This window comes from Oscillospiraceae bacterium (genome assembly GCA_009780275.1).
Taxonomy (GTDB): domain Bacteria; phylum Bacillota; class Clostridia; order Oscillospirales; family UBA929; genus WRAI01.
Genome location: WRAI01000007.1, coordinates 60,753 through 81,313 on the forward strand (window position 1 = coordinate 60,753; position 20,561 = coordinate 81,313).

General features: G+C 50.2%; 19 protein-coding genes and 1 tRNA gene. 14 read left to right on the forward strand and 6 right to left on the reverse strand.

What is annotated here, in order from left to right; all coding sequences use genetic code 11:
- Positions 1-63 precede the first annotated feature (63 nt).
- The 3 genes from FWE06_03600 to FWE06_03610 all read right to left on the reverse strand — a co-directional run bounded on the left by FWE06_03600 (position 64) and on the right by FWE06_03610 (position 6,360).
- Positions 64-1,617, reverse strand: coding sequence for a hypothetical protein (locus FWE06_03600; protein MCL2546266.1), 1,554 nt, complete (start codon positions 1,615-1,617; stop codon positions 64-66).
- Positions 1,614-3,926 carry an MMPL family transporter gene (locus FWE06_03605; GenBank protein ID MCL2546267.1) on the reverse strand — a complete coding sequence of 771 codons (2,313 nt, stop codon included), beginning with the start codon at positions 3,924-3,926 and terminating at the stop codon, positions 1,614-1,616. Before FWE06_03605 ends, FWE06_03600 begins: the two co-directional genes overlap by 4 nt.
- Before the next feature lie 139 nt (positions 3,927-4,065).
- A complete protein-coding gene (locus FWE06_03610; GenBank protein MCL2546268.1) occupies positions 4,066-6,360 on the reverse strand; it encodes a sugar phosphate nucleotidyltransferase in 2,295 nt (764 codons plus the stop codon).
- A gap of 413 nt (positions 6,361-6,773) precedes the next feature.
- Between FWE06_03610 and FWE06_03615 the strand changes: the two genes are divergently transcribed.
- Positions 6,774-8,837 (forward strand): S-layer homology domain-containing protein, encoded by a 2,064-nt coding sequence (locus FWE06_03615; protein ID MCL2546269.1) that lies wholly within the window; start codon positions 6,774-6,776, stop codon positions 8,835-8,837.
- Here the strand turns inward: FWE06_03615 and FWE06_03620 are convergent.
- Positions 8,834-9,097 (reverse strand): pro-sigmaK processing inhibitor BofA family protein, encoded by a 264-nt coding sequence (locus FWE06_03620; protein ID MCL2546270.1) that lies wholly within the window; start codon positions 9,095-9,097, stop codon positions 8,834-8,836. The genes FWE06_03615 and FWE06_03620 overlap by 4 nt on opposite strands.
- A gap of 611 nt (positions 9,098-9,708) precedes the next feature.
- Here FWE06_03620 and FWE06_03625 point away from each other — a divergent pair.
- From FWE06_03625 to FWE06_03670, 10 genes are all read left to right on the forward strand, one after another.
- Positions 9,709-10,056 (forward strand): hypothetical protein, encoded by a 348-nt coding sequence (locus tag FWE06_03625; protein MCL2546271.1) that lies wholly within the window; start codon positions 9,709-9,711, stop codon positions 10,054-10,056.
- Positions 10,049-10,876, forward strand: a complete 828-nt coding sequence (locus FWE06_03630) for a purine-nucleoside phosphorylase (GenBank protein MCL2546272.1) — start codon at positions 10,049-10,051, stop codon at positions 10,874-10,876. Before FWE06_03625 ends, FWE06_03630 begins: the two co-directional genes overlap by 8 nt.
- Entirely contained in the window at positions 10,876-12,186 is a 1,311-nt protein-coding gene (locus FWE06_03635) for an amidohydrolase (GenBank protein MCL2546273.1), read from the forward strand. Before FWE06_03630 ends, FWE06_03635 begins: the two co-directional genes overlap by 1 nt.
- Before the next feature lie 49 nt (positions 12,187-12,235).
- Positions 12,236-13,996 carry a polysaccharide biosynthesis protein gene (locus FWE06_03640; GenBank protein MCL2546274.1) on the forward strand — a complete coding sequence of 587 codons (1,761 nt, stop codon included), beginning with the start codon at positions 12,236-12,238 and terminating at the stop codon, positions 13,994-13,996.
- Positions 13,997-14,099: 103 nt separating this feature from the next.
- Positions 14,100-14,753, forward strand: a complete 654-nt coding sequence (locus tag FWE06_03645; protein MCL2546275.1) for a MazG family protein — start codon at positions 14,100-14,102, stop codon at positions 14,751-14,753.
- Between the two features lie 36 nt (positions 14,754-14,789).
- Positions 14,790-15,062, forward strand: a complete 273-nt coding sequence (locus FWE06_03650; protein MCL2546276.1) for an HU family DNA-binding protein — start codon at positions 14,790-14,792, stop codon at positions 15,060-15,062.
- A 60-nt stretch (positions 15,063-15,122) separates the two neighbouring features.
- Complete coding sequence (locus FWE06_03655) at positions 15,123-15,362, forward strand: RNA-binding S4 domain-containing protein (GenBank protein MCL2546277.1); 240 nt, start codon at positions 15,123-15,125, stop codon at positions 15,360-15,362.
- Between the two features lie 98 nt (positions 15,363-15,460).
- The gene (yabP, locus tag FWE06_03660; GenBank protein MCL2546278.1) at positions 15,461-15,760 is read left to right on the forward strand and encodes a sporulation protein YabP; all 300 of its coding nucleotides are present in this window, start codon (positions 15,461-15,463) and stop codon (positions 15,758-15,760) included.
- Positions 15,761-16,262: 502 nt separating this feature from the next.
- Complete coding sequence (locus FWE06_03665) at positions 16,263-16,565, forward strand: hypothetical protein (protein MCL2546279.1); 303 nt, start codon at positions 16,263-16,265, stop codon at positions 16,563-16,565.
- A 57-nt stretch (positions 16,566-16,622) separates the two neighbouring features.
- The gene (locus FWE06_03670; GenBank protein MCL2546280.1) at positions 16,623-17,012 is read left to right on the forward strand and encodes a S1 RNA-binding domain-containing protein; all 390 of its coding nucleotides are present in this window, start codon (positions 16,623-16,625) and stop codon (positions 17,010-17,012) included.
- A 75-nt stretch (positions 17,013-17,087) separates the two neighbouring features.
- Here FWE06_03670 and FWE06_03675 read toward each other — a convergent pair whose 3' ends face one another.
- Positions 17,088-17,693 carry a superoxide dismutase gene (locus tag FWE06_03675; GenBank protein ID MCL2546281.1) on the reverse strand — a complete coding sequence of 202 codons (606 nt, stop codon included), beginning with the start codon at positions 17,691-17,693 and terminating at the stop codon, positions 17,088-17,090.
- Positions 17,694-17,923: 230 nt separating this feature from the next.
- Here FWE06_03675 and FWE06_03680 point away from each other — a divergent pair.
- The 3 genes from FWE06_03680 (at position 17,924) to FWE06_03690 (ending at position 19,729) form a co-directional block, all read left to right on the forward strand.
- Positions 17,924-18,010 (forward strand) — tRNA-Ser (locus tag FWE06_03680).
- 126 nt (positions 18,011-18,136) lie between these two features.
- The gene (locus tag FWE06_03685) at positions 18,137-19,126 is read left to right on the forward strand and encodes a hypothetical protein (protein ID MCL2546282.1); all 990 of its coding nucleotides are present in this window, start codon (positions 18,137-18,139) and stop codon (positions 19,124-19,126) included.
- Between the two features lie 84 nt (positions 19,127-19,210).
- Positions 19,211-19,729, forward strand: coding sequence for a hypothetical protein (locus FWE06_03690; GenBank protein MCL2546283.1), 519 nt, complete (start codon positions 19,211-19,213; stop codon positions 19,727-19,729).
- A 403-nt stretch (positions 19,730-20,132) separates the two neighbouring features.
- Here the strand turns inward: FWE06_03690 and FWE06_03695 are convergent, their stop codons facing one another.
- The gene (locus tag FWE06_03695; GenBank protein MCL2546284.1) at positions 20,133-20,324 is read right to left on the reverse strand and encodes a helix-turn-helix domain-containing protein; all 192 of its coding nucleotides are present in this window, start codon (positions 20,322-20,324) and stop codon (positions 20,133-20,135) included.
- Between the last annotated feature and the right edge of the window lie 237 nt (positions 20,325-20,561).

Below are 20,561 nucleotides of genomic sequence, written 5' to 3' on the forward strand. Positions count from 1 at the left end.
TCACCCCGTAGGGCGCGATGGTCTCATCGCACCGTGTAATTGTCACATCTCACATTTCAAAAATTACCCAAACAAATCCAACAACCGCCGAAAGAACCCGCGCCGTGCCGGCAATGCGCCGTCATTTTCGGCACGCGCTGCTTCAATGGCCGGCATTCGAATAACAAATTGCACCATCTCAATGACTTCATCGTTGCGTTCGTCGACAAACGACACCGGTGTAAACTCACTGTCAGCGTCATCAAGGTTCAACGACTCGGTGACCAAGTTGACCAATGCGTTGGCGTCGTAATACAATCGCTCAATGCTTTCCGTCATTTCGCCAATGTTGTCGTTGATACGGCCGGACTCGCCGCGAATGGCGTCCAGGGCATTAAAGCTGTGTAACAGCATTTCGCTGAATGGCAGGAAGACACTGTTGAGCTGTCCTGCCTCGGCATTGAGTGCTGCAGCACCGCCTGAAGCATCATACACGCTGTTGAGAATGCTGTCAAAATCATCAAAAAACGCGCGTGTGCGTTGCAAACGTTCAATCAACTGTGGGATGGTGTTGCGTGCCGTGGACGTGTTGATCAAATGCATCTCGTGGTTGAGTTCATCGGCAAAATGGTCAGAGTGAAAAGGCCCGCGTGTTTGCATGCCCGCCGCCTGCCGCATGCTGTTGACCGAAGTCTGCGCCGACCACAACAGATCCATAAATGTATACCACGCGTCGTGGCGCAGCTCGTCGCGCTGTTCGGCAATATTCAGCTCGGCCAGCGTACCGAAGATGGCCGCGGCGCCGCCGACAGTATCGGTCATGCCTTGGTTGATGCTTTCAATCTGGCCCGATATGTCATCGACAGGCAGTGCATGAATGCCGCCGCTCAAATGACCTGAATCATCACGAACCGATAGCGCCGTGTCGCGCAATACCGTAATGGCATTTTGCAAACCCAATAAATTGACGCCAAACCGACCCAAGTCACCTAAAAAAGCGTCTTCAACAAAAAGCCCGCTCATCGTTACGCTCGGCATACGGAAATCAACAACATCGGCAAAGACGGTGAACGTACCTCCGCGCCCGGGCGCGAATGTGTAGGTGAACTGCCGGTATGTACCGACATTCTTGGCCGTTGCGCCTGCCGCGTCAACGTTGTGTGCGACAGCTGTACTTAGCAGCAACGTCACTTGTACCGTGTATTGCCTGAAAAATGCAGCACGCACACTTTCATTCGGTCGCGCCGAAATGTCAATCTGCAAGCGACCGCTCTGGCCGCCCAAATCGGCCGCATCAATCGGCATATCGTCGAGCATATAACCAATGTCAAAATGCCAAGGCAAGTCAAGCCTGTTCAACGAACCTTGGAACGACACCGACTGCTCGCCGGCCTCCAACGTCACTGTATCGCCGCTGTGTCGCAAGTTCTGCGCGCCAATCACGCTACGTACATCATCATAATCACCGTAATCAACAATACTGCCGCCGTGCGGAAATGTGTTGACAATGGTGATGACCTCAACATCGCCGCTGCTGTTGAGGTTGGCATACACAATTTCTTGCTTGGCCAGCGCGCTCACACTCAAAAACAACAGAGCGGCAAGCAACGCGGCAGTCAAACGAGTCAATTTTTTCATGATTTGGTGTCCTCCTCGGCGTTATGAATGTAGTCGCTTCCCCTTGCAGGGGAGGTGTCCGCGTCGGCGGACGGAGGGGCTATGCTGTCAAATACAGACTGATCGGGCACAATGTCACTTGTGTGTACCGTTGTCGGTGGCTCCTCGGCCGGCTTCAGCTCCTCGGTCTCAACGTCCTCGTACTCGTAGTCGGGGTCTTCTTCCTCATCGTCGCCCGCGTAATAGTATTCCCAACCATCGCCATCTTCATCACCGCCACCGGGCAACCCGAAGTCGCTGTACTCCACCTGGTAGTGCAAGTCGTCCTTGTCGCTGTAAATCTTGGCCTTGCGCCAAGTCAAGCGCATAATCGGTTCATCAAGCAATCGCAATAAGGCGGGCAAAATAAACAGCGCCGCGCCCAAGCCAATCAACGCGCCCCGCAACAGCAATAATCCAAGATGACTGACCGCCAACTGCGGTGCGAACAACGCCAAAATCAGCCCGCAGACGGCTAAAGCTCCGGCACCGAGCATCATAGGTTGCGCTGTCGACTGAATGGCGACAAACGTCGCGCGGTCGCGCGTAAATGTCTCGCGTTCTTGCAAATAGCGGCGGGCATAGCGAATGGCAAAATCGGCCGTCAAGCCCAACAACACCGTTGTCAGTGTCAAAAACGCCGTCTGCGATATAGGGTTGCCCGTAAAGTAGGAAACAGAGAGCGAAATCCAAGCCATCAGCTGCAACAGCACGGTAATGACAATGGGGATCACAACGCCCTTAAATGCCGGTATCAACAAAATCAACACGCCGGCAATAACGATTAAATTAAGTGTGTAAATGGCCGGCTGCTCTCGCGCTAATCCTAAATCGCCGCCAATGTACCCTGAGGCAAAAAAACTGCGCGCAATGCTGTCAAGTTCGGTAACGCCGTATACAGCGGTCTTAACAGGCAGCCCAACTGTCAAAATAAAACGGCTGTCATCGTCAACAAAAAACTGACGGCGCAACGACGCGTCGACAAACTCCGGCGGCACAGTCGCGCCGACTTCACCCACAAACGAGCGCACACTGTACACATATGGCAACCTGGTCAAGCGGTTGTGCAGCAGCAGTTCAAGATCAGGTCGCCCCTGTGGCACAAGTATCGTAACCGTGTGCAAGTCGCCAAATGTTTCGCGGATGGCAGCGTTGCCGCCCGCGTCGTGACGGAACGGCACCTGCCGGTACGCCAATATCGCGGGAATAAAAACAACAAGTAAAACACCGATAGCAACCCCGCGCAACGTGAAGATAGTTCTCCCCAATTTTGGCCCCTTCGGAAAGTCATCTTCCTTTGCTGACTCACCGCTCGCAGAAACATCGCCTTCGTCGGTTTCGTCCTCATACTCCAAGTCATCGGGCGAGGGCGGCGCGGCAAAATTGTCGCGCTCGATAAACCGCATAAACAACAGCGTCTTGACAGGCAACAGGCAAGACACAACTAAAACCGCTAAGATAACACCCTTGACCATCACCCAGTCCTGCAACGCCGCAAAAGCAACGATAGCAACACCTGCCGCAACCACGGTAGCCGGCAATGTGTTCTGTACTGTCGTGCGCATAACGTCCTCAACATCGTATGTTGCGTCGTCATCGTCATCCGTGCGCTCCAGCTCGGTCTGCTCTTTCTTAAAGCGGCACAGCAGTGCCGTCCCGTACCCAACAGCCACGGCAAAGATAAGCAGCGCGCCATAGGCGGCGGTGTACACAGAAATGTCAGTAAAAAACGCGTTGGTACCCGCGTGAATAACCGCCGCGACAAGCGCCGCACCTATGATGAGCAGCGGGTGCCACAGCGAGCGAGAAACAAGGATAAGCAACATCAAAACAACAATCGCCGCCAATATCAACAGCAGCAACATAGACCACATATTCATGATCGCTGCCGCCGTGTCGTCAAATACTGCATAAGGCATTGCATTGCGTGCCGCCGTGACAACAGCGGCATGGTCGGTGACAGTCAGCCAAAACAAAGCGTTGCCGTCATGATAATACGGGTTGGCAACACCGTCAGGCAACAACTCCACAGGCGACCCGACCGAGGTAACATCGTCGAGCCAGCGAATGTCAACAACACCGTCAATAGCCAGTAGTTGCTGCTTATAGTCAATAGCCTGTCCGATATCGACATCACGCACCATGACGCGCAAGTTGGGCAAGTCACAAACTTCGGTCTCTTGGCGCACTTGCACAAGCGGCAACAGCAGCACCGACAAAAACAGCAGTACTGCGCAAGTAATGAGAATAACTTTTTTTCGCCCGAGAATGCAGGACAATATCTTTTCCATAGCGACCTCGACTTACACTTGATTGCCCTAGTTTACCATATTATGTATATGTGGTCAACCCGCCCGCAGAGAAAATTATGTATAGGCGATTATCAATCGCCCGCAATATTGCAAAACGCCGTGTAGCGGTGAACATTGCTCACGACATCTCCCCATCAAGTCTCCGAATCCTCTGCTTCAACACATCACACAGCTCCGCCGCTGTCTCCATATCCTCGCTCTCACTCACCACACGCAGCGCCGCCCGCATAGTCAGCGGCGCAATCGTCACCATGCCGTTGCCGACACGTAGCCGCAGCCCTTCGCCCAATTCGGCATTTTGGCTTCGCTCAGCCAATGCCCGCATAACAGCCCCGCGATCATTGCGTAGCGGCACTTCAACAAATGACGTCGAAAATGACGGCGATTTTCTGTCATACTCAGCGAGTGTCATGTTTAATTTTGTGAGACCCGACAGCAAATAGCACGCCCGCGCGCATGCGTCATGCAGAAAAAACTGCTGCGCCAACAGCGCCCGCGCCGCGTGCCCGTCTCGTCCCAAGCGCAACAGCCGCGTATTTCTCTCTTTGGCCCACTCATCCAAACAAGCTGGCGCATCGTACGGCACAGCAATGGCGGGAATGCCGTTATCCCAAGCCATCAAGCAGCTCAATGCCAACAGTCGCCCCGGCGGCACCACCGCGCCGCGCTCATCCGAGCAGAGCAATGTCAAACCATCATCATCAAGGCTGAAAAACGGCGCGATACTGCGCGAAGACGGCGTTACACGGCAACCAATACCGATCAATGCGTGGCGCAGTATCGCCGTCGGCACAGGATGCCCGGTAACAGTCAGCATTTGCCGTGCACGGTGTTTGCCGACAACCGCTTTTAGGTAGGCCACCGACAGCCCGCTGATCGTCACGGCAGCACCTGCCCGTTCACTGTCAGCGACAATCACCTCACCGCGTTTGACGGCGTTCTCCAACTTGCGCTCCATTTCGCGGTCGATCGGCAAACCACTGCTGTCAAACACTGACAGAATCAGCTTCAACTTCTGTTGCCGCACAAACACCGACAGCGAAAACCCGTGCAACACTGCGGCATAGGCCGCTACCGCTGCCAGCGGTGCGTCGCAATTGGCCGTCGGAACGCCCGCGCTGTTGCAGGCGCTGGACAGCAACTGCGCGTAGATCCGCGCCGATTCTCCGCCAGCATATGAAATGCCGACGTCACCTTTAGCCGTTGCGGCAATTGCCGAGCCCAATCGCAAGCAAAAATCAGGTGTAATGTCTGCGCCGATCTCGCCAAACAGACGCCCGCTGCCGTCAAAGACAATCTCTTTGCGCACCTGGCCGGTAATCACACTGCCGCAAACCAACTCGCCGTCGCTGACCTCTTTGTTTGGCCATACACGGCTGTGCTCATGCAGCTGTGCATGTTCGCCGACAACCGAATACTCACCGACCACACTGTACTCATGCAGCTGTGCGCCGCGTTTAACCGTTGCGCCGCGGCAGATAATGGCCCCCGTTGCCGTCACACTGTCATCAACCTTGGCGCTGTCAACGACACTGCGTTCAATTCGTGCCTCCGCGCCAACGCTGCTGCCTCCGCCGATCACGGCATATGGACCAACGATACAGCCTTCATGCAGCGTCACGTCCTCGCCGATATAGCACGGCGCGATGACAGATGCTCCGTCGGGACAATTTGACTGTGTCGGCGAGGCAAAAAGTTCAATCTTACCGTCCAGCGCGTCGTGATGACAGCGCAAATACGCTGCCGGGTCACCGATGTCGCACCAATAGCTGTTCATTTCCAACCCGTAGACGGGCAATTTGTCGGCCAATAGGGCAGGGAAGAGGTCGCGGGCGAAATCAGCCGCTTTGCCCGCCGCAACACGGCGCAAAATCGCGGGATTAATGATATACACACCGGTATTCACCAAATCGGAAAATACCTGCTGCCAGGACGGTTTTTCAATAAAACGCTCAATTTGCCCATCCTCCCGCAGCATCACCAACCCGTAATCAAGCAGCTCGTCTTGCTGTTTTAGCAACAATGTCGCTGCTGCGTCTTTTTCGCGGTGAAATGCCAACGCCGCTGTTAAATCAAAATCACACACCGCGTCACCGCTGATAATCAACAAAGCATCATCGGCCAACGCATTCGCCATCGCCGCTGCGCACCCGCCCGCCGTCCCCAGTGGATTGGTTTCGATCGCGTAACGCAATTTGACACCAAAGTCATGTCCATCGCCAAAATGATCGGTAATGACATGTGGCATAAATTTCAACGTCATCACAATGTCATCAAACCCATGTTTGCGCAGCAGCGAAATACTGTGCTCCAGCACCGGCTTGTCAAAGAGCCTTACCATAGGTTTGGGGCGATTGCAACTGACAGGCCGCAGCCGCGACCCCTCACCGCCCGCCAAAATAACGGCTTTCATGCTGTTGTCCTCCTATATACTATCTATTAAGGCTGCTGAAAGTTTTTTCAACGCGACTGTCTCACGCGATATTCACATATTATGCCTGTCGAACCCTGTCGTTATGCAATTACAAATTTTTGATTCACCCAATTAGCCAAACCCTTGCACAAAAAGGCAAAACACTATCAAGCAGTCAATATAATAGCCAACGCGAGTGTGAGCGTTGTTGCGGTCCCGAACCAACGAGCAACGACGGGGACAAAGAGATCACCGCACCCCCATAGATTGCGACGGCGACTTCTGAAAGTATGCAACCCTTTTCGTCATAGAAAATTTCCAACAACTTGCTCAATAAGACTTGCAAAAGTCGACATCATCTGATACACTGTCGCCAAAAGACCTAAAATACGCGATAAAGGGGAGAAAAAACCATGAAAAACGCCAAACGCCGCCTCGCCCTGTTGACGGCGGCAATATTGGCATTCACACTGCTCGCCAACTTCGGTGCGCAGGCGTTTGACGATATTGCCGACAACTCGCCCAACCAACAACGCGCCATCCACAGCCTGCGACAGATCGGCATCGTACATGGCGTTGACACTGGCAGCACGCGCTTTGCGCCCAATGACCCCATCTGTCGCTCGGCATTTGTCAAATTATTGTACACGGCAAGCAACAACGGCATTCACGACAACGCCGTCAATTATCGGAGCCGCCCCAACCCCTTTGCCGATGTCAACACTACCAACTGGGCATATGGTTATTTGGTATGGGCGCTGGAAAACGGCATCATTTCAGGCACCGGCCATGCACCCGACGGTCGCGTTATCTTCCATCCGCGCGGACAAATCCGCTTGGTCGAGGCCATGAAAGGCCTGCTGGGGCTGATAGGCTATTGCCCGCGTCAGCTTGGGTTCAGTGGCTCGGGTTGGCGGCAGAATATTATGACCCATGGCATCAATGCCGGTCTGCGCCTGCCCGATTTTGCGCATATCGGCGATATGGACTTTATGACCCGTGCCGATGCCGTATTGCTGGCCTATGCTGCGTTTAATGTCAGCACGGTGCGCACAGTTAGCGGTGTTGTTATGCCCAATAATGTCAACTTTCTGTACAGCGAGATCGGTATGCGGCGCGTCGAAGGCACGGTAGTTGCCAATGATGCCGTACGCCTTGTCGCCGTGCCGCAGCCTGCGGGCAGTACCGTTCTCTTTGCTGTTGACGCAAGCGGCAGTGACATCTTCGAAAACCGTGCCGGACAGTTTATTACCATTGAAAACGCCGCCACCGACGCGTCGTTTATCGGACAGCAAGTCTTCGTCGTCGCACGGTTCAGCGATGCAAACACGGCAACCACCAACGGGCCGCCTGCCCACAACCCGCGCTACCGCGTCACCGCAACATACAGCGTCGCGCTCAACGCCGGCAACACATCGGTCCCCGTTTATATCAATTACAGCCGCACAACATCAAACATGAATGCGACGATACAGCGCGGCCGCCAAGCACCCTTGTATATCGCTAACCAACAAGGGCAATTCCTTACGCCTTTCAATAACATCAGCTATATCCTCGATGAGCAAGGACGCGTATTGCGCGTTCTTGCCGAAGAATGGGTATATGGCCGCGTCACACAATTGAGCGATACACACATCACCGTGCTTGGCGCCAACGACGGCGCGCTGTTAATTGACAACCAACCCCGTGAGCGTGAGACAGACGGCCCCAAAATGCGGTTAGGCGATATAGTTTTTGCGCAAGTTATCGGCACAATAGGGGGTACCCGCCGAAATACCATGCAACTATCAGTCCCTTTTTTGGGTAATGTCAGGCAGTCCGACCCGCAAAGCGGGCGTCTGCTCATCGACAGTACTTGGCATAATTTATCGATTAACCCACAACGCTCTGCAGCCCACACCCTACAAGCCTTTTTGGACCTGACCGGCTCATGGCGCTTCACACTTGACAAAGCTGGCAACATCATCGATTGGACACCTGAAAACCCCGCAAACGCCCAACGTGTAGGGCTCATCACTGCAACCATGACAGTCCAAGAACGTGACGGACCAGTGTGCTACGCCATCATACAATCAAGTGACAACGTGCTACGTAGCTTGCCCGTCGCCTCCATCAACGGTGTACGGCCCACCGATGCGCACTTTGCCGCGCAGTTTAACCAACTGACGGAAAATATGCTGATAGCCTATACTATGTCCAACAACCAATGGACGCTGATAGCCTATAGTTCGCGTCTGAGCGGCTTTGATATCCATCACGCTAGTGCACGGATTGATTTTGACGTCGCCGTAAGCAGCCGCATCACCGTAGCTGGTAATGAGTATACTGTCAATCCGCAAACGCGCTTCTTCGTGCGCCGCAACGGCGTATGGGAGACTTTTACCGGCGCGCCGAGTTTCAACGTCAGTGGCATCGGTGAAGTACACAGTGAGAGCCGCGCGACATATGGTTATGCGCGGATTGTGGTCATTCCCTAACGAAAAATCAACTGCACCAATAGCAGCATTGCAAACCCTGGCACGCCTAGCACAGCAATGACACCAACATTGACAGCGTTGACGCCGACTGTCATATGAAACGGCTGTCCCGCAATATTAAAAGCAATCAGCAGCACAAAGCCTGCGGTAACATTAACTAAAATCTTAATAACTGGCTTAAACGGCATATTAAACAGACGGATCGCGGCGGCGAAAAACAGCAAAGCCAGTGCGCCATAAAGAATATATTGGGACATCATAGAGACCTCCATATGTGGGCAAACATTGAACAGTCGTGCAAAGGGAATAAAGTGCAGAAAGACGGAAATACGACACACTGTGCCACGACGTGGATTTTCGTCATTTGGGTTTATTTCAATTGTTCGTGCGTCGTCGTGAAATGTAGCATTTGGAATATATGCAGCCTTAGGACGTGCCATGACAGAAAATTTTGGCAGGCGTAAAATTAGCAAATGCGGCTATACTAGCACCGGACACGAAAAGTGCTTTTTAGGCCGGTGTTTAGAAGCACCTTGCTTCTGATGAAAGGCTAAAAGCGTGCAACGGCAATCGCTTGAATGAAGTGACAAAAGTTCGGAAGGCTTGCGCTTGTTTTAGAACTTGCCGTGCGGCTCTTTCGTGTCTTAACATAAGAACTGCTGAGCAGTTGCCCGGAAAAAGTAGGAGTGTTTGAAAACTTCCGTGTAGTTGATACAGCCAACAGAGTCGAAAGATAGAAAATCAAAATTTTGCTGAATAGGAAACATCGCGAAGCGTGACAAACTAACTTTGCTATCCGTACGCCAAATTCCGACTTGACCCGCCGTGCATTCAGTGGTATAATCAACCAACGAACGAAGGAGGCTATACCATGAACGACAATGTTAAGGATCTATTGGAGAAAGTTAAAGAAAAAGGCACTGCCGCGGCTGAAATTGCTGGCAAGACAGCCAGTTCCGCTGGCAAAAAGGCGGGTGAAATTTGGAGTATTACTCGTTTGCGCATGCAGGTCTATGACCTCAATACGGAGTTAAGCAACCTTTACCGCCAGATGGGTGAAATTGTCTATACTGCGCATATTGATGTCGAGGCCGATACGTCCGACATTGAAGGCTTGCTCGAACAGGCAGAACAGAAAATCAACGCCATCAACCTGCGCCGTGAAAAAATTGAAGTACTTAAGCTCAAAGGAAAAGACGATAAAGACGATGATGAATAAATCAATGCAACTTGTGCAAGACATGGCGCAATCACTCCGTGAACATGTCGGTGATTTTTCACCGCAAGTTGTGTTGGTGCTCGGCTCGGGATTAGGAGAATTTGCTGAGTTGGTAGAAAACGTCACCATTGTGCCCTACACAGATGTTGCGCATATGCCGCAATCGACAGCGCCGGGTCATGCCGGAAATTTTGTCTTTGGAATGCTCGAAGGCAAGCGCGTGGTGGTTATGCAAGGCCGACCGCACTACTACGAGGGGCATGATGTTGATGCCGTAGTACTGCCGTTGCGCGCTTTGCGATTGATGGGCGCAAGTGCGATGATTGTTACCAATGCGGCAGGCGGTGTGAACACTAAATATAACACTTGTGACCTAATGCTGATTGTCGATCACATTAAATTGTTTACGCCAACGCCGCTGCGGGGAGCAAATCTTGCTGAGTTTGGCACGCGGTTTCCCGATATGACATATGCCTACTCGCCGAAACTGCGTGAAATTGCGTGCAAAGTGGCGAGCGACAGGGGCATCAAATTACACGAGGGTGTGTATATGTACTTCCCGGGGCCGCAGTTTGAGACGCCCGCTGAGGTGCGCGCTGCCCGTGTTTTGGGTGCCGATGCTGTGGGCATGTCAACAGTGTACGAAGTCATCGCGGCAGTACACGCCGGATACCACGTGATGGGCGTCTCTGTCATCAGCAATATGGCAGCGGGTGTGTTGCCTGTTAAATTGTCAGGCGACGATGTCAACGAGGCTGCCGAAGTGGCACGTCCATATTTTGCCGAACTCATTTTAGGTTGCTTGCGGGATATGCCGTGATGGATTTATTGCTCTCAGGCGTAACTGCTGTTACGATGGGTGAGTTGCAGGTGACAGTCGCCACGTCTAGTATACGCAACGCCTATATAGGCATTACTGACGGAAAAATCAGCCATTTGTCAGACAAGCCGCCGAGCGGACAAGCCAAACGGACGCTACATAGGCCACACTGGGTTGTCATGCCGGGGTTGGTCAATGCGCATACGCACTTGCCAATGACGCTCTTGCGCGGATATGCTGATGATTTGCCGTTGCAGCCGTGGTTGTTTGAACACATTTTCCCTATCGAGGCAAAGATGCGGCCGCAGGACTTGGAAGTTGGCACATTGCTTGCTTTGGCAGAAGCTTTGGCAGGCGGCGTGACAAGCGTAACAGATATGTATACGCCGATAAACATTGTGCCGTGTGTGGCGCAGGTAGGCATGAAGGCCAATTCAGCGCGCGGTGTACTATGTCTCAATGATAATTGGGACTTTGAACAAGCCGATGGCGTGCGCGAAATGAAACAAGTGCTGCGTGACTGGCATGGGTATGACAACGGTCGCATTGCCATTGATGCCTGTATCCATGCCGAATACACCTCGCCGCCCGAAGCATGGCGGGATGTGGCGGCATTTGCCAAAGAGAACGAGCTCCGTTTGCAGGTTCATATTTCGGAAACAGAAAAAGAACATGTTGAGTGCATTGCGCGGCGCGGCAAAACGCCGACACAAGTTTTGGCGAAGCAGGGAATTTTTGATGTTCCTGTGACAGTCGGGCATGGCGTGTGGCTGACTAATGAGGATATGCAAATCTTAGCTGACAAGCAGGCGACAATTGCTCATTGTCCGGCAAGTAACATGAAATTGGCAAGCGGTATAGCGCGACTTGACGCTATGCAGAATGTTGGTCTGAATGTGGCGTTGGGCAGTGACGGCATGGCGAGCCACAACGCTATGGATATGTTTGCCGACATGAAATTGGCGGCATTGTTACAAAAAGTCAACCGACGTGATGCATCGGCATTGCCTGCACACGAATGTCTGAAAATGGCAACTGCCAACGGCGCAAAATCACAAGGACGCGAGGATGGGCAGCTTAAAATTGGTCATGACGCTGATTTGGTCATTCTCGACTTTGACAAACCGCACCTGACGCCTTGCTTCAACCCTATGAGTCATTTGGTCTACGCGACAAAGGCAAGTGATGTCGTCATGACGCTGGTACGGGGTAAAGTGCTATACGAGCAAGGTGAATTTGCAACGATTGATATGGAGCAAGTCAAGTGGCAGCTGAGAAATAGGGTGTTGCCACATTTGTACGGGAACTAAATGCTTGCAGGGGGCGTGCACAGTGCGTTCCTGTAACTAAGGGGTAAATATGGAACAACCGCAGCAAAGTAAAACAACATCATTTCTCAAAGGTGCGGCAATTATGTCTGCGGCGACAATTGTTGTACGCATCATCGGCGCGTTGTTCAAAATCCCGCTTTTTTCGATGTTTCGCACTTACGACGTGCCTGAAGCAACGTCATTTTTCACCTCGGCATATAATATCTTTGGTTTGCTTTTGATTGTTGGGACAGCGGGATTGCCTGTTGCTGTATCTAAAATGGTGTCCAGTGCGCATGAGCGGCGGCAATACAAGGATGTCATGACCATTTTTAGCGTGTCGCGCATAGTGTTTATGACGGTTGGCGGTGTATCGACGCTGTTGATGGTTATTTTTGCACCCATTATTGCCGTGTGGATTGAAGGTTCAGCCAATGCCATTCGTGCTGTTGCCCCGGGCGTGTTTTTGGTTTGCTGGATGGGGGCCTATCGCGGCACGCATCAGGGGCATGGCAACATGATGCCGACAGCGATGTCGCAACTGGTTGAGGCAACAGGAAAGCTGATATTTGGGTTGTTGCTGGTGTTCCTGGTGGTACGCGGTACATTGAGTATTTCCGGCGTGATGAGTTACGATGCCGCGTCGGCCGGTATTGCCGGCGTGACGATCGGCAGTATATTAGGCGCGTTTTTTATGGCGGGGATGTGGTACAAGCAGCGCAAACAATACACGCAGTGCATCAATCCCGAGCAGGTGGGACGCAGCCGCAAATCCGTTCTCAACGAATTATTGCGGCTTGCCATTCCCGTGACATTGGCGGCCATTATCTTGCAGCTTGCCAACATCGTTGATATGAGTGTGGCCTTGCGCCGCTTGATTACGATGTACGGCGTTGACAGAGCTGGAGCGAATGCCATGTTCGCGCCTATTGCCGAATCACATCCGATTACCGGCTTTCCGCAAGGTATCGTCGTTGCTATGGCGGTCAGTCTAATCCCTGCACTGTCGTCGGCCATTGCTGCAAAAAATCGCGAAAAAGTCTATGGTGTCGTCGGCTCGGCGTTTCATGTGTCGGCGGTGCTAATTATGCCCAGTGTGCTGGGTTTAGTTGCGCTTGGTACACCGATTATGCAATTGTTGTTCCGAAGCGGCACGCACGGTGGTGTTATTATGTCGGTAGCCGCACTGAATATTATGCCGCTGTGCATGGCATCGCTGACGAACGCTATGCTGCAAGCCATGGGAAAACCAACTATTCCGATGATCAATATGATTATTGGCGGTGTGACACGCGTCGCGGCAACCTTTATGCTGATGTCGTGGCTGGGGCCAATTAGCCCGCGGTTCGCGCTGATTGGTGCTGTTATCAGTCCCGTGATTGCCTATTTCGTGATTTTTGTGCTCAACTTAAGTGCCATTGCGCAGGTTATTCCTTGGAAACGATTGACTGAGCCTTTTGTGCGGCCATTGCTGGCGGCATTGATTATGTCAGGCTGTGTCTACTATATCAACCGCGGCATGATGACAATATTGCCCGGTGGGCTTGACTCGCGCTTAATGACAACCATCGGTGTTGCTGTAAGCGTGGGTGTGGGTGTGCTGATTTACGGTTTGCTGGCGATTTGGTTGGGTATTGTGCGGCGGCGCGACTTTGAACGACTGCCCAAGGGGGAAAAGGTTGCCGATTTCTTTAATGTCAGTGCTGAACCGCCCAAACGACGGTTGAGCGTGGTGGCCATAGCAGCCTTGCTTGTGCTTGGCTCGATGTTGGCGGGTATGATGATATTGCCGCCGCTGTATACGATATAAGAGCAATTTTAGTCTTTGTGTTAACGGATTATGGGGCGCATTTATAAAAAAATCAGTTTTTGTCAGATTTTCGCAAAAAAAGGGTTGCAAAAAGGAGTGAAATATGGTAATAATAGAGAGTAGGGAAAAATACACTGCTGATGACTTGCTTGAAATCGTGTCATTGTTGCGTTCACCGAGTGGTTGTCCATGGGATGCAGAGCAGACGCATCAGAGCATCCGGCGCAATATGGTTGAAGAAGCGTACGAAGCTGCAGAAGCCATTGATCGTTGCGACAAGGCGTTGTTATGTGAGGAACTGGGCGATGTGCTATTGCAAGTGGTTTTTCATGCGTCTATCGCGGCAGATGCTGGTGATTTTACGTTCGATGACATTGCCGATGGTATTTGTAAGAAGCTGATTGTGCGGCATCCGCATGTTTTCAGCGATGTACAAGTTAGTGGCAGTAGTGAAGTGATAGGTAACTGGGAAGAAATCAAACGCAATGTCAAGGGATATACTACGCTTGCAGAGACGTTACGTGGCGTCAGTGCGGCATTGCCGGGGCTTATGCGGTTGCAAAAAATGGCGAATAAGTGCGTTGAAGCAAATATGTTATTGCCTGAGGGGCAAGGATTTGCGCAGAAATTGATGGCATTGGCATTGGAAGCCAATGCGCAGGATGTGGATTTGGAGACGGTTGTAGCGGAGTTATGCCGCGCAATTATTATGCAAGCTGAAATGCCGGGCTCATCGAGCGGGAAAACTTGCTCGTGAACATAAAAGCCAAAGATAAATTAGGAGGAATTTTTCGTGAACAAATCAGAACTCATCGCAGCAGTGGCCGAAAGGGCCGGCATGACCCAAAAAGATGCGGGTGCATGCCTTGATGCAACCATCGAAACCATCGTGGAAACAATGGTGAAAGGTGACAAAGTTCAATTGGTTGGCTTCGGCTCGTTTGAAACAAAGAAACGCGCTGGACGCACCGGACGCAACCCAAAGACCAAAGAAGCTATCCAAATTCCGGCGGCAACCGTACCTGTGTTCAAAGCCGGTAAAGCGTTGAAAGACGCGGTTAAGTAAGAGGATATATGTTTGTAGGGGGCGGTGTAAATCGCCCCGCAGGCATATTTAGGAGTATCTATGCGATTAGATAAATATCTCAAAGTTTCGCGCTTGATTAAGCGGCGTACCGTTGCTAACGAGGCGTGTGACCAAGGGCGTGTTAGTGTTAATGGAAAGCCTGTGCGGGCATCATATGAAGTCAAAATCGGCGATGTGGTAGATATTATGTTTGGGCAAAAAAGTGTACGCGTAGAAGTATTGTCAATTGCTGAGACAGTACAGAAACAGGGCGCGAACGCGCTGTTTAAACAATTGTAGGGGCACTCTGTGCATTCACTTATAGGGATAATGAGTGGCATATCTTGTCCGCAGTCATCATATAATCATGGTGTAATACATGACGAGAGGTGACATATATGATGACAAGGAACGTAAATGCAATGGAACGCAGCGGCATAGAGCTTCCGCACCATTTGGTGTTGGAGGGGCGCAGCCGGTTGGCGGTTTCGGGTGTAGAGGAAGTCGAGAGCTTCGACGAGGGCTTAGTGGTTTTATACACAAGCAAAGGCATACTGCTTATTCGGGGCAGTGGATTAAGCATTGACAGACTAAGTATTGACAAAGGTGAATTGTCGGTTGAAGGTGAAGTCGATGCGTTGGAATATGAAAACAGGCAGCAAAAGGGCGGCGGGTTTTGGTCGCGGCTGTTGAAATAGAAGGTCATGACAGATGTTTCGATGACCGATAGTGTCGTTCAACAATTCTGGGTGGCGATGGCGGCGTTGGGATTGGGCATGACAATGGGCGTCGTGTATGATGCCTATCGTGCAGTTACATCAGGAAAAACAGGTAGGTGGCTAAAACGGCTGGCGGCAGTGCTGGATGTGCTGTTTTGGTTGATTTGTCTAATAGCGGTATTATGGTTTGGCATGACCGTTGGCCGCGGAGAGCTTCGTATTTATGCTGTTGTTACCTTTTTTGCCGGCGGATGGTTATACCGAAGATGGATCAGTCCATTGGTGCGTAGATTATTGCGTAAGATTTTCGGGGGGATATATTGGCTTGTAAGATTTTGTTTGTCTCCTATAATTGCGGCACTGTGTAAAATGCATAATGCATGGCGATTAGAACAAGCACGTAAATTTACAGCGAAGAACAAGCGCGGGACGCGCCGTGTGTGGCGCAAGACCGTGATAGACATACAGAGGAGAACGACTCATGCGGAGAAGGGCACGAGGAAAAAACGGGTCGCGGTTGGCGAAACTCGCCATCGTGGTTTTTTCGCTGTACGTCGTCATGTTGCTCATCAACAATCAGGTGAGCTACAATCAAGCGCAACAACGGACAGTCGAGCTGCAAGAGCGGTATCATCACCAGCATTTGGTCAACGCCGGTATCAAAGCACGAAGCGAGCTGGATTCCGACTCTGAGGCGTGGTTGCGGTACATTATGGACGTCGCGCACAACCGGCTCAACCTTGTACGTCCGAATGATATTATTTTTGTGGATATTGGCAGATAGAGTGTCGAGTAGGCGGCCAGTGCACACGAGGCATGATAGGAGGCACAGCACCAGTCCATGACCATTGAAATCAACACCACCGTTACCGGAAAAGTCACCGGCATCAAAGGCTTTGGTGCTTTTGTTATTTTGCCTGATGGCAGGTCAGGGTTAGTGCATATTTCCGAGATTGCACAGGGGTATGTGGAAAGCGTCGCAGAGCATTTGGAGGTTGGGCAGGAAGTACAAGTTAAGGTATTGGACGATCGAAACGGACGTGTCAACTTGTCAATTAAACGGGCAATGCTGCGTGAAAGCAGGCAAACATTGCCGCCTGAGTTGACGTTTGAGCGTAAGTTGAAACATTTTATGGAAGCCGCTGAAGATATGCAGGAGCAACCGCGTATTGAACGTCGAAAACGGGGCAAAAGTCGTGGTGATTACGACGATTATGAGGAACTTGACTAAAAAAACCGCCATTTGGCGGTTTTTCTATTGTTTGTAAAGACTGACCCGGCTATGCCAGGGGATATTTAATATCCATCAAGATACTACATCAAAGTTAATCACTTTCCAAATGTTTTGCAGATAGTCTGCTCGTGCATTTTTGTACTTTAAATAATAAGCGTGTTCCCACACGTCGATCAGCAATAACGGCTGCAAACCGATGGGATACACGGTATCTTGGTTGGCACGTATTTCGATGAGCAGATCGCCTTTGGCTGAATGGGCCAGCACAGCGTAGCCTGAGCCGAACACACTCGCCGCCGCTTGTGTGAATTGCTGTACAAATGCGTCAAACGAGCCGAATGCGTTTGATAGCTTTCGTTCCAGCGTTGGGCCGGGGCGGTTATCCTCGCGGTAAGGGGCAAGCATGTTGAAAAATAAGTAGTGATTCATGACACCGCCACCGTTGCGTTGAATGTCGGTGCGAATGTTGGCAGGTAGTGTGTGGGGGTTGGTGAGCAGTTTCTCCAACGGTATTTGGAGTTGAGGGAATGGCTCAAGCGCGGCGTTGAGCTTATCTACGTAGGCTTGATAGTGCTTGTCATGGTGGTAGCGCACGGTTTCGGCATCGATAGCAGGCTCGAGTGCGTTGTACTCATAAGGTAACGGTTGGACTTCGTAAGGGTAGCTTGTATAAGGCATAGCAAAAACTCCTTTGTTGTGTGTATCAGCGTAAATATATGTGCAGGCGTTGCGTTTTATGCATACGTTTATGATAAACCAAAATGCATTGGACAAATTCCAACGCGCATAAGTGGCGCAAGTGTTGACGGGGGAAATACTGCGCTGCAATGGTCGGAGTGGATTTCTAGGGCTTGCAAAACGGGGGAAGCTGTGGTATAATAATTAAACGGGGAAAGTGCCGTTAAAAAGGAAGAGTATCGAAGTGGTCATAACGAGCTCGACTCGAAATCGAGTTGCCGAGAGGCACGTGGGTTCGAATCCCACCTCTTCCGCCAGTCTATGCCCCCTATGAGGATTCGCACCTCGTGAACCCTCATAAGGGGCATGATGTTTATTTTATAGTGCAATGTAGGAAATTTATATTTTGTGCAAGAGCAAAGAGAGGAGCAATCTAATTTACTATGACAGAGACACCGGCACAATTACAAGCAAGAAAAAAGCCAAAGTTGGAAGAGTTTTTAGCTTCACATTTCGATGACGAACTACGGCAAGAAGCGCTTGCCCTTTTAGATTATTGCAAGGCGAATAAAATATCATATCCGTGGAGTTCAATGAACACTTGGACGTTGAAAGTGAAAGGCAAAAGCATAGGCTACATACACATCGACGATGAAAATGATACCAACCATTGGACTATCTGGCTACACTTAACAGAACTTTTTCAGTATGGCCAATTTCTAATACAAGAAAATTTGCAGAATGTTATTTCTAACGCAATAAAGTGCTGCACTGGTTGCAGCACCTACTGTGCGCCGGGTTATACCGATAAGATTCTTGGAAAAGAGTATCGTGGCTTATGCAGGGCGATGTATCATGTAGATAAAAACAACCAGTGTATGCACTTTATCGACCCTGACGCCGAAGCAATGGATAAGATAAAACGGATTATTGATTTCAGACTGGCATTATCCCACGGAACAGCCAATCGCCCGATTTTTGACCTGGCTACAAGCGAGCTGACCCGTGTTAATAACAAATCGCTAGTAAAAGGAATAGCGGATTTACAAGGCAATCCTATTGAAAATCAAATCACGGCTGGGTCGAGCATAGATAAGCTATTCGACGACAATTACAAGAGTTATGCTCGATTTTGGGCGAATGAAAACAGCTATGATTTTGCGTTTAAGTTAAACGAACCTATTGAACTTGCAATGTACAGTTTTGTCACGAGCGTTCAGCTTCAAGTCCCCGATAGTTGGAAGTTATATGGCGCAGCATTTCCAAATGAGTCATGGACTTTGCTTGATGAGCAGAACGAATTTCCTAAGCCTGTGACAAGCTATACCGAAAAATCTTTTGTAATTGATACGCCCAGTGCTTATCAATGGTTTCGTCTTGTTTTCAGAAAATGTAAGTTTGATTTGTCACAGGTGCATTTATATACAAAATAGTCGAACGCACCTATTAAGCAGTTTTGACATCGCCAATTCGGCGGTTGCTGGTAATACAAATCAATATTTTCGGGAGTTGAGATAGTGGCAAAAAAAGGTGAAGTATCAATATATGAAGTGCAAAAAGCAAATAAACCTACGATAGATGATGTTTGTGAGCAATTATTAACAGACCCAGTATTAAGGGGCGGTATGGCACACTTGTTAGAGTTGTCAAAGGAACTCCGAATGAAACCATGCTGGTCGCACACAAATGTCTGGAATTGCAATTATAAAAGCAAACGCGTTGCAATGTATAGCATCGGTCGTGGCGACGGTTGGGTAAAAAATTGGGCAAAAATAAAAATATATACGACTGATGTGAATGATGTGGAGCGATTTTTGCTAACATTGCCTGGCGAAATGAGAAATGAATACATTAATAATATGACTTGTACTCATTGCGGTGATTGTAAGCCGCATAATCTTACACTTTTAGGAGAGCCACTTGAAGTTTGTTGGGATATTGGCTATCGCCACCATAATCCAACACAAGAGCAGTTTGGATGGATAGAAAAGTTTATTATTGCACGGAGAGAGTACATCAAAGACACCGCAGTATAAGCATTTGCAAGTTGTAAACATTGCTTGCGGCGGAAACCCGCATGATTGCGGTGTTTTTCCGTGCCCCTTATGAGGGTTCATACCAGTGAGGGTGTTGTTAGGGGATTTGGGATTGTAGATACAATCTCGGGTCGCTTGACAACACCCACTTTCATTTCATGCGGTGGCGTAACTCATCGCCACGCCTTTTCTTATTGGAATGTTAATTTCCGTGTGCGGGATTTTCTTTAAGTCCGGGACATCTATTGCCCCGACGCAGTTATAGAAAATCTCAACCTTTTGCATCTAGACAGCAGGGCTGTCTTTATCGGCAACACTAACCCTCTCACGATGATGCACCACAATCTTATTCCACGAACTCACGCCTTTATCCTGCATTTAGAGATATACGCGGAAGATGGTCTTATTCACAGTCAAACAGCTCGCCCACGGGTACACCAAGTGCTTTGGCCAACTTGTACAACGTTTTCGCTTTTGGGTTAGCATTACCTGATTCTATAAGCACAATATTGCTGCTCGCAACACCGGATGCTTCCGATAATGCTTTGAGCGTCATGCCCTTTTTGTTGCGGAATTCTTTGAGACGAAACTTCATGTCGGCAACTCCTTTTTAGTTTTCTTGTTGTAGTATTCGCTCGAAAGGCTGAGTAAATTAAGGTAATTATAAGCAATTTGTGAAATTTATTACTTTACTCTTATGAGAGGTCTCTTCAAGAAAATGTCGAAAAAGCATTGACACATCGACTCTAATATGGTAGTATTTCGCTAATTACATGCACCTGCGTATAGGTGACGAGCCTATCAAGTGAACCATGCTTTATCCGTGCGGATA